This is a genomic window from Bradyrhizobium guangdongense, assembly GCF_006483445.1.
Taxonomy (GTDB): Bacteria; Pseudomonadota; Alphaproteobacteria; order Rhizobiales; family Xanthobacteraceae; genus Bradyrhizobium; species Bradyrhizobium guangdongense_A.
Genome location: NZ_PPPT01000077.1, coordinates 19,099 through 30,619, shown reverse-complemented (window position 1 = coordinate 30,619; position 11,521 = coordinate 19,099). Strand labels below are relative to the sequence as shown.

The following is an 11,521-nucleotide window of genomic DNA, read 5'->3' as shown; positions in this document are numbered from 1 at the left end:
AGATCGACGGCTTCGAGCGCCGCAAGCACTTCGGCGCGCGCCCGTTCGTCCTGCACCGGACGGCGCTCGCCCTTCAGGCGCTTAACCGACGCATCGCTGTTGAGGCCGACGATCAGCCGGTCGCAGGCCGCCCGCGCGGCCGTGAGCACCTTGACGTGGCCGGGGTGCAAAATGTCGAAGCAGCCATTGGTGAAACCGACACGCAGGCCCTGCTTGCGCCACTCGGTCAACTGTGCGTCGAGTGCATCGGCCGCGATCACGATCTTCTCTTCCGCGGCGAGATATGCGTGCGGCAAAATCTTGCGGCGCAGCTCGGCCGCGCTCACGCTCGCCGTTCCCGGCTTGCTGACGGCGACGGCAGCCGCCGCATTGGCCAGCCGTAGCGCGGTCTCCCAGTCGGCGCCTGCCGCGAGCGAAACCGCCAGCGCGGCCGAAACCGTGTCGCCTGCGCCGGAGACGTCGCGCACCTTCACCGGATGGGCCGGAATGTGGATCGCCGCGCCGCTCCGCGGCACCAGCGTCATGCCGTCCTCGCTCTGCTTCACCAAAATCGCCTCGCAATCGGCGAGCTGCATGACGTCCTGGGCGGCTGCGACGATGCTCTGCGCGCTGTCGGCGCGGCTGCGGGTTGCCTCCGTAAACTCCTTGCGGTTGGGCGTGAGCAGTGTGGCGCCGCGATAGATCGCGAAATTGAGACTTTTGGGGTCGACGATCACGCGCTTGCCGAGTTTTCGCGCCCCGTCGATGGTGTGACGGATCACGCGCGCGGTCAGCACGCCCTTGGCGTAGTCCGAAAGCAGCACGATGTCGGCGCGGACAAGCTGCTGCTCGATCGCATCGATCAGCTTCTGCTCGATCTCCGCCGAGGCCGGCGCGGCCTGCTCCCAGTCGGCGCGCAGCATGTGGGTCGAAAAATGCTCGGAGACGAAGCGCACCTTGCGGGTGGTCGGCCGTGCGGGATCGCACACCAGCACGCTCTCGATATTGGCCTCGTCGGTGAGCGCGGCCTTCAGGCGCGTCGCGGCCTCGTCCGCGCCGACCAGGCCGACGAAGATGCAGCGCGCGCCGAGCGCCGCCACATTGCGCGCGACGTTGCCGGCGCCGCCGATATGGTGCTCGCTGCGCTGCGCCGCGATCACGGGCGCCGGCGCTTCCGGCGAGATCCGCGACACCTTGCCATAGACGAACTCGTCGAGCATGAGGTCGCCGATGCAGAGCACGGTGCGGCTCTTCATGGCTTGCGAGATTGCGTCGAAATCGATCATCGGCGTCGGCATGGTTCTTGAGCCCTCAACGGAAGCGATCGGGCTGATCGAGATAGCCCTTCACATAGGCCGCAACCGCATCCTCCAGCGCCGTGAAGCCGCCATTGTAACCGGCGCGATGCAGGCGATCGACCTCGGCTTCCGTGAAATATTGATAGCTGCCGCGGATCTGCTCGGGCATGTCGACATAGTCGATGTTCGGTTTGCTGCCGAGCGCCGCATAGGCCGAGACGATCAGATCCTTGAAGCTGCGCGCCTTGCCGGTTCCGACGTTGAACAGGCCGGAGACCGAGGGCGTCGCAAGCAGCCACTGGATCACCCGCACGACGTCGTCGACATAGATGAAATCGCGCCGCTGGTCGCCATCGGCGATGCCGTCGCGATGTGACTTGAAGAGCTGCACGACGCGCCCTGCCCGGATGTCGTCGAAGCGGCGGGCGAGCACGCTCATCATCGTGCCCTTGTGATATTCGTTCGGGCCGAACACGTTGAAGAATTTTAGCCCGGCCCATTGCGGCGGCAACTCTTCAGCCTTCGCCGCGCGCTCGGCCACTGCGAGGTCGAACAGATGCTTGCTCCAGCCGTAGAGATTCATCGGCCGCAGTTTTTTCAACGCCGGCAGTGACGCGTCGTCACCGAAGCCAGTCTCGCCATCGCCATAGGTCGCCGCCGACGAGGCGTAGATGAACGGGACCGCGTTCGCCGTGCACCAGTCCAGCAGGCGCATCGAGAGGCGGAAATTGGTCTCGATGACGAGGTCGCCGTCCGTCGCGGTGGTCTCCGAGATCGCGCCGAGATGGATGATCGCGTCGAGCTTGCGCCCGTTCAGCCATGGCAGGAGCTCGGCGGGCGGCACGATGTCGGCGAGCTGGCGCTTGGCGAGGTTCCGCCACTTGCCGTCGTGACCGAGCACATCGCAGACGGCGACGTCAGCGCGGCCCGCATCGTTGAGCGCGGCCACGACATTCGACCCGATAAAACCGGCCCCACCGGTCACCAGCAACATTCCAAAATCCCTGCCTGATTTCACCGGGCCCGAGCGCTACTCAAGGTCCTGCCCTAGCGCATGATCCGTCAAAGTGTAAGCGGTTTTGGACCTCCAGATGTGGCAGCCTTTACCTCCCGCCCGGGAGCGGCTACCGAACCGCCAGCCAAACCGCCCATTTTGCCGCATTAACAGATGAACAAAGATTCGCAACTTCAGGGGGCCCAAGAAGCCATAGATCCGGCCGACACTCGTCCGATCCTCATCATCCCCTACATGTGGATCGGCGATTTCGTCCGGAATCACACCGTGGTGCGGGTTTTGAAGGAGCGCTGGCCGAACCGGCCGGTCGACATGCTCACCACGACCCTGTGCGCCCCGCTGGTCGATTACATGCCCGGTGTCCGCCAAGGCATCGTCTGGGACCTCCCGCGCAGCCGGCTGGCCCTGCGCCGCCAGTTCGGCCTGGCGAAGCTTTTGCGGGCGCAGAACTACGGCACGGCCCTGGTGCTGCCCCGGACCTGGAAGGCCGCCATTGCGCCGACGCTGGCCGGTATCCCCGAGCGGGTCGGCTGGGTCGGCGAGTTCCGGTTCGGCCTGATCAACCGATGGCGCTGGGGCGAGAGCAAGCTGCCCCGCTTCATCGACGAGAATGCCGCCCTCGCCCGGCCCGACGGCGCGCCGCTGCCGCCGGAATGGCCGGTGCCGCAGTTGCGGGTGCCGCCGGAGGACGTCGCCCGCTGGCGGCAGGCGAACGGCATCGGCGCCGCGCCTGCGGTCGCGTTGGGGCCCGGCTCAGTCGGCGCTTCCAAGCGCTGGACCTATTATCCGGAAGCCGCCCGCCAGTTCGCGGAGCTCGGCCTCGACGTCTGGGTCGTCGGCGGCCCCGGCGAGAAGGCCCTGGCGCAGGAGATCGTCGCAGCCGGCGGGCCGCGCGTGCGGGATATGACCAGCACGGATTTGCGCAATGGCGTGATGGCGATGGCCGCAGCCGGCGTCGCCATCTCCAACGACTCAGGCCTGATGCATATCGCGGCCGCCCTGGGCACGCCGACGATGGGCATCTTTGGCCCGACCAGCCCCTATCTCTGGGCCCCGCTCAACGGCCTTGCCGCCACCGTCGTGCAAAACAAGAGCGTGCTGTCCTGCCAGCCCTGCCAAAGCACGGTCTGCCGCATGAACGATCACCGCTGCATGCGCGACATCGCGGCGTCGGACGTTGTCGCGATTGCGCGCCGCGTGCTGCAGGAAACGGCCCCGCGCGCCACGACTTGAGCGGCAGGATGCACCATTTGAGCGGCAATCTGCACTTATCGGGGCTGCTTGCGATGATGGCAATATACACCTGATTTGCCCGACGGGTCAAGCGAAATTCGTAAAATCAGCAAAATTTTCCTCACCGCCCCACGGCTACTGTGCATGGGGTTGTTTTCAACCCATTTTTTGACGCCCCCTCAGATCACCGCACGATAGACCGAAGCGATCGCCGCGGCCTCCGCATCCAGGCTGAACTTTTGCAGCACGCGCGCGCGGCCGCGCTGGCCCATCGCGGTCGCAACCGCCACGTCGCGCATCAATGGCTCCAGCGCCGCCGCCAGCGCATCGGCATCGCCCGTCGGCGTCAGCACGCCGGTGACGCCGTCCTCGACCACGAGCTCGGCCGCACCGGCGCGTGAGGCCACCAGCGCAGCCCCCGCCGCCATCGCCTCGATCAGGGTCAGGCCAAAACCTTCGTTGCGCGAGGTGAAGGCGTAGATCGTCAGCCGCTGGTACCAGCGCTGGACGTCCTCGATCGGCAGCTCGCCGGTGATGACGATGCGCGATTGCAGGCCTGCAGCCTCGATCCGCTTCTTCAGTTCGTTCGCGAACGGGATCTGCTCCGGCGTGACGGCGCCGACGATGACGGCGGTGAAATCCGGATAGCGCGGCAACAAGCGGCACATCGCATCGACAAAAACGTCGCTCCCCTTCTGCGCCCGCACGCGGCCGAAACAGCCGATCGCGTAGCGGCCCGGCAGCGCGGCTTCCGCAAACGCCGCGGCTCGATCAGCAGGCGGCATGTAGACGTCGGTGTCGACGCCATGCGGGATCGTGGTCGATTTCACCTTCAGGAACGACGCCGAGACATCTGACGTCGCGATGATCGCGTCCATCCGCCGGATCAGCCATCGCGTGATCCAGGTGTGGTGGCGCTGCGCCGCCGAGGTGAACACGAGCTTCAGCGGCCAGCCGAGCGCACGCAGTAGCACGCCTGCGATCATCTCGTTGTTGCGCCGCGCGTGCCAGACCAGCGGTGTCGAACGGCGCCAGAGTTTCAGCAGATCGCCGCCGCTCAGGCGCGCAATGCCATCAGGCGCATGCGAGCCGAACCATGCCGCGCGCACCAGCTTTGCCAGACGCGGCGCGACCATGCGGTTGGTCGCGGTCACGCCCGAATAGCGCCTGTGCAGATTTGGCACGATCACCTGGAGATCGCCGGGAGAATTGGGCACGTCGCACTCCGTTTCGCGCAGTTCCTATACGCAACATTAAGCATAGTGACCAGTTCAGCTCGGCCGAAACCCCCTCTTCACCGCACAATCGTTAGCATCCGGCGTTGATCGAAGACGGGTGAGATCATGACTGTGCTTGTCACCGGCGGTGCCGGCTATATCGGAAGTCACACGGTTCTGGCGCTGGCGGAAGCCGGCGAGGACGTCGTCGTGATCGACGATCTCTCGACCGGCTTCTCGACCTACTTGCCGGAAGGCGTGCCGCTGTTCATTGGCGACGCCGGCGACGAGAACCTGGTCGAAGGCGTGATCGCCCAGCACAACATCGAGAGCATCATCCATTTCGCGGGCTCGGTCATCGTGCCGGAGTCGATGCGCGATCCGCTCGGCTACTACCGCAACAACTTCATGACCGCGCGCAACCTGCTCAACGTGGCGGTGAAGCGCGGCATCAACCGTTTCATCTTCTCCTCGACCGCCGCCGTCTACGGCAATCCGGACCAGGTGCCGGTGCCCGAGCACGCGCCGACGCGGCCGCTGTCGCCCTACGGCTCGTCGAAGCTGATGACCGAGATCATGCTGCACGACGTCGCCGCCGCCTACGGCATGCAGTACGTGACCCTGCGCTATTTCAACGTCGCCGGCGCCGATCCGCAGGCCCGCATCGGGCTCGCCACCGTCGGCGCTACGCATCTGCTCAAGATCGCGGTCGAGGCGGCCACCGGCCAGCGCGCCAAGATCGACGTGTTCGGCACCGACTATCCGACCCAGGACGGAAGCTGCATCCGCGACTTCATCCACGTCACGGACCTCTCGCAGGCGCATCGCTCAGCGCTCGCTTACCTGCGCCGCGGCGGCGCCTCGACCACGCTGAACTGCGGCTATGGCCGCGGCTATTCCGTATTGGAAACCATCGACGCCGTGCGCCGGGTCTCCGGCCGCAGCTTCGCCGTGCAATACGCCCCACGCCGGCCCGGCGACATCATGACCATGGTGGCCGACACCGGCCGCATCCGCAGCATGCTGGACTGGCAGCCGCAATATGACGACCTCGAAACCATCGCGGCCCACGCCCTTGCTTGGGAGGAGAAGCTGTTCCGCGAGCGCCATGGCGAGCTCCGGCACGCCGCCTCGGCCTAAAATCCGTTGATATGCAAGCCCTTAATTGGGCTTGAAAAACCCGCTTGGTGCGGGCACAGAGGCCCATCGATCCCTGACGCGCGGGCGAGTCCTACTCGCCGCCCCGTCAATGGACTGCGGATGGCTCAGTTTCCAAAGAAAATCACCGACGATCCCTATGGCGCAGCGATCCTGATTCGCCGCCTGGTCATGGAACAGGGGATCACCTACTGGCGGCGCTACCTCACGGCCTTCGCGCTGATGGCGGTAGCTGCCGGCGTGACCGCGGCTGCGACCTACGTGCTGGGCCAGGTCATCAACCAGGCCTATGTCGACAAGAACGTCGCGGGCATCGCGATGCTGTCGGGCGTCACGGTCATCCTGCTGTTCGTCAAGGGCATGGCGACCTACGGCCACACCGTGATCCTGGCAAAGATCTCCAACGCCATCCTCGCCAACAACCAGCGCCAGCTCTTCGCAAAGCTGATGCGCGAGAGCATCGGCTTCTTCTCCGAGCGGCATTCGTCGGAATTTTTGGCGCGGCTGACGGCCGGCGCAAAGTCCATCACCGACGTGCTCAACATGCTGGTCAACGCCATCGGCCGCGACCTGATGATGCTGGTCAGCATGGTCGCCGTGATGGTGTGGCAGGACCCGCTGATGTCGTTCATCGGCCTCGTCGTGGTGCCGCCGGCGATGCTGGTGCTGCGCAAGCTGGTCAAGCGCATCAAGGGCCTCGCCTACAACCAGTTCACCGGCACCGCCGATATTCTCGAGACCATGCAGGAATCGCTGCAGGGCATCCGCACGGTCAAGGCGTTCACGCTGGAAGAGACGATGCAGAAGCGCATCGACGAGAACATTGCGATCGTCGAGCGCAACGCCAACAAGATGGCGCGCGTCGCCAACCGCTCCAATCCGCTGATGGAGATGCTCGGCGGCTTCGCTGTCGCGGGCTGCCTGCTCTACGGCGGCTACAGCGTGGTCGCGCTCGGCGCCACGCCCGGCCAGTTCTTCTCTTTCATGACCGCGTTCCTGATGGCGACCGAGCCGGCAAAACGGCTGGCGCGGCTCAACATCGACCTCAACAGCCAGCTCGTCGGCGCCCGCATGCTGCTCGAAGTGGTCGACAGCCCCGCGAGCGAGCATTCCGACGACGACAAGCCGGCGCTGAAGCTCACCGACGCGCGCATCGAGCTCAACGACGTCAGCTTTGCCTATCGCGCAGGCGAGACCGTGCTCAACCGCATGAGTTTTGTGGCCGAGCCCGGCAAGGTCACCGCGCTGGTCGGGCCCTCCGGGGGCGGCAAGTCCACGGTGCTCGCGCTGCTGCTGCGCTTCTACGAGGTGACGCAGGGCGACATTTTGATCGACGGCCAGTCGATATCGTCGGTGTCTCGCAAGTCACTACGGGCGCAGACCGCTTATGTCGGCCAGGACGTCTATCTGTTCCGCGACACCATCCGCAGCAACATCGCCTTCGGAAAGCCGGGCGCGACCGAGGAGCAGATCGTCGACGCCGCGAAAGCCGCCTGCGCGCATGATTTCATCATGAGTTTCCCACTCGGCTACGACACGCCGGTCGGCGAGCATGGCACGCAGCTCTCCGGTGGCCAGCGCCAGCGCATCGCGGTCGCCCGCGCGCTGATCAAGAACGCGCCGATCATCCTGCTCGATGAAGCCACCGCGGCGCTCGATTCCGAGTCCGAGAAGCAGGTGCAGGAGGCAATCGAGCATCTCTGCCAGAACCGCACCACCATCGTGATCGCCCATCGCCTGCACACCATCATGCACGCGGATGCGATCCTGGTGGTCGAGGGTGGCGAGATCGTCGAGCGCGGCCGGCACGACGAGCTGTTGCACCGCTCCGGCCGCTACGCCTCCTTCTTCCGCCTGCAACATCACGACGCCGGCACGCTGGCGCCGATCAGTGCCACCGCATAAGGTCATTCACCTCACGAGCAGCGAGACCGCTTCATGAACGCCGCCTCCTACGTCATCCCGCTCCCGCCCCAGGCATCGCTTCCCGTCGTCGGTGAAGGCGGCCGTTATCCGGTGCGCCGCATCTGGTGCGTCGGCCGCAACTATCTCGAGCACATCCGCGAGATGGGCAATGACGAGCGCGCGCCGCCGTTCTTCTTCGCCAAGCATGCCGACATGCTGGTGCCCGACGGCGCCACCATCCCCTATCCGCCGCTGACCAAGGATCTGCATCACGAGGTCGAGCTCATCGTTGCCATGAAGAGCGGCGGCCTGAACATCCCGGCCGACAAGGCGCTCGATCACGTCTACGGCTATGCCGTCGGCATCGACCTCACCCGCCGCGACCTCCAGATTGCCTCGCGCAAGAAGGAGCGTCCCTGGGAGATCGGCAAGTCGTTCGACTATTCGGCACCCTGCTCCGCGGTACAGCCGGCCTCCAAGATCGGTCATCCCTCGAAGGGCAAGATCTGGCTCACCGTCAACGGCAAGGAAGCCCAGAAGGGCGACCTCACCGAACTGATCTGGAACGTGCCCGAGATCATCTGGCAGCTCTCCCAGCAGGTAAAACTCGCCGCCGGCGACATCATCATGACGGGCACGCCGGCCGGCGTCTCGCAGCTCCAGCCGGGCGACCAGCTCGAATGCGGGGTCGACGGTGTCGGCACGCTGAAGGTTGCGATCGGCAAGCCGGAATAGAGCTTCACCGCGCTATGAAAGCAAAAGGCCCCGGCATCGTCCGGGGCCTTTTCGCTTCTACCAGGCCTTCACTGGCCGATTGGCGTGGCTCGCCTGCGGCACGCCGCGATTGAGCGACATGTGGGAGTGCACGCACAGCCAGCCATCAGCGCTCTTCGCGAACACCATCGTCGCCCGCCCCGGCCGCGGAAAGGTGCTTCCGTCGGGATGAAAGCCCGTGCTCGTCCACGGCGCGATCACCGTTGCCATCGTGCCGTCGGGCGACGCCAGGATCGAGGTCTGATCGAGCACGAAGTGGAAGTCGGCCGTCTTCGGCCAGACATTGTCCCACTGCGTCACAACCCATTGGTCGAGGCCGGGGATGACGTCGTTATGCGTGCCGAAGGCCAGCACGTCGGGATGGAAGAGCGGCCGCGCCGAGGCGTAGTCGACCTCGCGGACATAGCCCGCAAAGGTCTCCAGCCACTGACGGAAGAATTGCTCTATCTCGGTAGTCGCGATCGGCAACGGCGCCATGGTGCGACGATCACCGCAGCGCCGACATCACGATCAGGCCGAGGATCAGCACCGTCAGCGAATATTTCAGCGTGTAGTAGACCTTGCGGTTCCACTCCTTGACCTTGCGGCTCTGCAAGTGAACCTCGTAGAGCTTGCCGAATATCCTGTTGAGCACGCCGATATTTTCGCCCTCGACGTTCTGGGTCGCCGAAGCCTTCACGATGTGATGGCTGACCCAGCGGTTCATCGCAGTCATGAAGCCATACTTCATGGGCCGCTCGACGTCGCAGAACAGAATGATGCGGTTGACGTCGGTGGCGTTCTCGGCGCTGTGGATGAAGGTCTCGTCGAACATGAAGGCTTCGCCGTCGCGCCAGACGCATTCGACGCCGTCGACGAGGATGCGGCACTTGTTCGAGTTCGGCGTGACGAGGCCGAGGTGATAGCGCAGCGAGCCCGCGAAGGGGTCGCGGTGCGCGCCCAGCTTGCCGCCCGGCGGCAGCATCGCGAACATCGCGCCATGCACGCTCGGGATCGACCTGAGCAGCTCCACCGTCTTCGGACACAGCGTGTTCGCCGACGGCAGGAAGTCGTCGTACCATTTCAGGTAAAAGCGCTTCCAGCCGCTCTTGAAGAACGAGTAGAAGCCCCAGTCATTGTTCTTGGCAGCCGCGCGGATAAAGCCCTCATCGAACAGACGCACGGCCTCGTCGCGGATCGTCTCCCAATTGTCGCTGAGCGGCTGCAGTTCCGGGAACTGCTTGACCGAGATCACCGGCTCGTTCGGCACGGCCGAGCCCGCATACATCAGCACATTGTAGGGTGCGAGATAGGTGGAGTGATCGCCAAGCTGGCGCGCGAAGCGCAGCCGCTGCTTGCCCCGGAAGTGAACGTAAATCGTCGATGCCACAAGCACATAGAGGATAACAAGTTGCGGCGCAAAAAGCTGTCTCAGCATTTCCCCGGTCCCAGATGACCCAGCCGGAGATGCGTGTACCCCGCCCGGACGCAAGCGGCAAGGCGCCGCGGGCGGGTTCCCGGGTATGGAATCGGGCTGAAGCGGCTCGAATCAGGCCCGCGCGAGCGCTTGCAGTCCCTTGAAGGTCAGGCGCTTGGGGTCCCGGACGCCGGCGAGATACATCCGGCGAATGAAGGCGGCGACAGCGTCACGGTCGCACTCGGTCAACGCCACGACGGCGTCGATCGCGATCTTCTGGGCTTCCATTGGGCTCCCCTCGTTGCGAGCACCCCAGCCGGGACAGCCTAGGGCCCGCCGGTTAATCCGGCGTTAACCGTTTGGGACCATGGCCGATTCAAGCCGGCCGCCGTATACGCAAAACAACGCATTGGCCGCGATGGCGCAGCCGCTCACGCCTTGGCGACGTCGAGAATGGCCTGAACAAATGCGTCTGGCGCCTCCTGCGGGAGGTTGTGCCCGATGCCGCCGTCGACCGTCCGGTGCTCGTACTTGCCGGAGAATTTCTTGGCATAGGCCGCCGGCGGCGGATGCGGTGCGCCGTTGGCGTCGCCCTCCATCGTGATCGTCGGCACCGTGATCACGGGAGCTGCCGCAAGCCGCTTCTCGAACTCGGCATATTTCGCCTCACCCTCCGCCAGCGCAAGCCGCCAGCGATAGTTGTGGATGGTGATGTCGACATGGTCAGGATTGTCGAGCGACGCCGCGCTGCGGTCGAAGGTGGCGTCGTCAAAGTCCCACTTGGGCGATGCGAGCTTCCAGATCAGCTTGGCAAAGTCGTGCCGGTTCTTCGCATAGCCCTCGCGGCCACGCTCGGTCGCGAAATAGTATTGGTACCACCATTGCAGCTCGGCGCTCGGCGGCAATGGCATCGTGCCCGCCTCCTGGCTCGAGATCAGGTAGCCGCTGACGGAGACCATGGCCTTGACGCGCTCCGGCCAGAGTGCCGCGACGATGTTGGCGGTTCGCGCACCCCAATCATAGCCGGCGAGCGTTGCCTGCCTGATGGCGAGCGCATCCATCAACGCAACGATGTCGGCCGCAAGTGCCGCGGGCTCGCCATTGCGTATGGTCTCGCCGGCGAGGAAGCGCGTCGTGCCGTAGCCGCGCAAATGGGGGACGATGACGCGATAGCCGGCCTGCGCCAGCGCCGGTGCGACGTCGAGGAAGCTGTGGATGTCATAGGGCCAGCCATGCAGCAGGATGACCACGGGGCCATCGGCTGGGCCCGCCTCGGCATAGCCGACATCGAGGACGCCGGCGTTGATCTGCTTCAGCGCCGCGAAGGCCGTGTTGGCGCCGGCCTTGATCGCCGCGCGCGCGGGCGACGTCTGCGCAAGGGCAACGCCACTAAGCACCATGGGTCCGGCCGCTAGCGCTACGGCAGCGGATGAGATGAAACGGCGGCGAGTTGGGTCGAAAGGAGCGGACATATCTGTCTCTTCTGTTGGGAAGGCGGACGGTAACGCGCCGCTTGTTCACCGCGGAATTAGGCCCAATCAAGACG

Annotated in this window: 11 protein-coding genes; 4 read left to right on the top strand and 7 right to left on the bottom strand. The window is 65.1% G+C overall.

The features are described 5' to 3' along the window. Together rfaE1 and rfaD are read right to left on the bottom strand one after the other, a co-directional pair. On the bottom strand, positions 1-1,277 hold a 1,277-nt coding region (gene rfaE1, locus C2U70_RS11180; protein ID WP_140978063.1), incomplete at its 3' end, for a D-glycero-beta-D-manno-heptose-7-phosphate kinase. Between the two features lie 13 nt (positions 1,278-1,290). Next, entirely contained in the window at positions 1,291-2,271 is a 981-nt protein-coding gene (gene rfaD, locus C2U70_RS11175; protein WP_140978062.1) for an ADP-glyceromanno-heptose 6-epimerase, read from the bottom strand. A 174-nt stretch (positions 2,272-2,445) separates the two neighbouring features. On the opposite strand from rfaD, the gene waaF reads away from it, so the two are divergent. Then, entirely contained in the window at positions 2,446-3,525 is a 1,080-nt protein-coding gene (waaF, locus tag C2U70_RS11170) for a lipopolysaccharide heptosyltransferase II (RefSeq protein ID WP_140978061.1), read from the top strand. A 179-nt stretch (positions 3,526-3,704) separates the two neighbouring features. Here the strand turns inward: waaF and C2U70_RS11165 are convergent, their stop codons facing one another. Continuing rightward, on the bottom strand, positions 3,705-4,742 hold the full coding sequence (locus C2U70_RS11165) for a glycosyltransferase (protein WP_140978060.1): 1,038 nt from the start codon (positions 4,740-4,742) through the stop codon (positions 3,705-3,707). Between the two features lie 126 nt (positions 4,743-4,868). Here C2U70_RS11165 and galE point away from each other — a divergent pair, with 126 nt between their 5' ends. From galE to C2U70_RS11150, 3 genes are all read left to right on the top strand, one after another. Further along, the gene (galE, locus tag C2U70_RS11160; RefSeq protein WP_140978059.1) at positions 4,869-5,882 is read left to right on the top strand and encodes a UDP-glucose 4-epimerase GalE; all 1,014 of its coding nucleotides are present in this window, start codon (positions 4,869-4,871) and stop codon (positions 5,880-5,882) included. Positions 5,883-6,002: 120 nt separating this feature from the next. Continuing rightward, complete coding sequence (locus tag C2U70_RS11155; protein ID WP_140978058.1) at positions 6,003-7,805, top strand: ABC transporter ATP-binding protein; 1,803 nt, start codon at positions 6,003-6,005, stop codon at positions 7,803-7,805. A gap of 33 nt (positions 7,806-7,838) precedes the next feature. After that, positions 7,839-8,540: a fumarylacetoacetate hydrolase family protein gene (locus tag C2U70_RS11150; protein ID WP_140978057.1), complete on the top strand. Its 702-nt coding sequence runs from the start codon at positions 7,839-7,841 to the stop codon at positions 8,538-8,540. Between the two features lie 57 nt (positions 8,541-8,597). Here the strand turns inward: C2U70_RS11150 and C2U70_RS11145 are convergent, their stop codons facing one another. From C2U70_RS11145 to C2U70_RS11135, 4 genes are all read right to left on the bottom strand, one after another. Continuing rightward, positions 8,598-9,056 (bottom strand): YybH family protein, encoded by a 459-nt coding sequence (locus tag C2U70_RS11145; protein ID WP_140978056.1) that lies wholly within the window; start codon positions 9,054-9,056, stop codon positions 8,598-8,600. Positions 9,057-9,066: 10 nt separating this feature from the next. Then, complete coding sequence (locus C2U70_RS11140; RefSeq protein WP_140978055.1) at positions 9,067-9,996, bottom strand: aspartyl/asparaginyl beta-hydroxylase domain-containing protein; 930 nt, start codon at positions 9,994-9,996, stop codon at positions 9,067-9,069. A gap of 111 nt (positions 9,997-10,107) precedes the next feature. Then, positions 10,108-10,263 carry a hypothetical protein gene (locus C2U70_RS32960; RefSeq protein ID WP_186294187.1) on the bottom strand — a complete coding sequence of 52 codons (156 nt, stop codon included), beginning with the start codon at positions 10,261-10,263 and terminating at the stop codon, positions 10,108-10,110. Positions 10,264-10,406: 143 nt separating this feature from the next. Next, positions 10,407-11,447: an alpha/beta fold hydrolase gene (locus C2U70_RS11135; RefSeq protein WP_140978054.1), complete on the bottom strand. Its 1,041-nt coding sequence runs from the start codon at positions 11,445-11,447 to the stop codon at positions 10,407-10,409. Between the last annotated feature and the right edge of the window lie 74 nt (positions 11,448-11,521).

Coding starts and splice junctions, on each gene's coding strand:
- rfaD (WP_140978062.1), bottom strand. CDS start 2,271: ATGTTGCTGGTGACCGGTGGGGCCGGTTTTATCGGGTCGAATGTCGTG.
- waaF (WP_140978061.1), top strand. CDS start 2,446: ATGAACAAAGATTCGCAACTTCAGGGGGCCCAAGAAGCCATAGATCCG.
- galE (WP_140978059.1), top strand. CDS start 4,869: ATGACTGTGCTTGTCACCGGCGGTGCCGGCTATATCGGAAGTCACACG.
- C2U70_RS11155 (WP_140978058.1), top strand. CDS start 6,003: ATGGCTCAGTTTCCAAAGAAAATCACCGACGATCCCTATGGCGCAGCG.
- C2U70_RS11150 (WP_140978057.1), top strand. CDS start 7,839: ATGAACGCCGCCTCCTACGTCATCCCGCTCCCGCCCCAGGCATCGCTT.
- C2U70_RS11145 (WP_140978056.1), bottom strand. CDS start 9,056: ATGGCGCCGTTGCCGATCGCGACTACCGAGATAGAGCAATTCTTCCGT.
- C2U70_RS11140 (WP_140978055.1), bottom strand. CDS start 9,996: ATGCTGAGACAGCTTTTTGCGCCGCAACTTGTTATCCTCTATGTGCTT.
- C2U70_RS32960 (WP_186294187.1), bottom strand. CDS start 10,263: ATGGAAGCCCAGAAGATCGCGATCGACGCCGTCGTGGCGTTGACCGAG.
- C2U70_RS11135 (WP_140978054.1), bottom strand. CDS start 11,447: ATGTCCGCTCCTTTCGACCCAACTCGCCGCCGTTTCATCTCATCCGCT.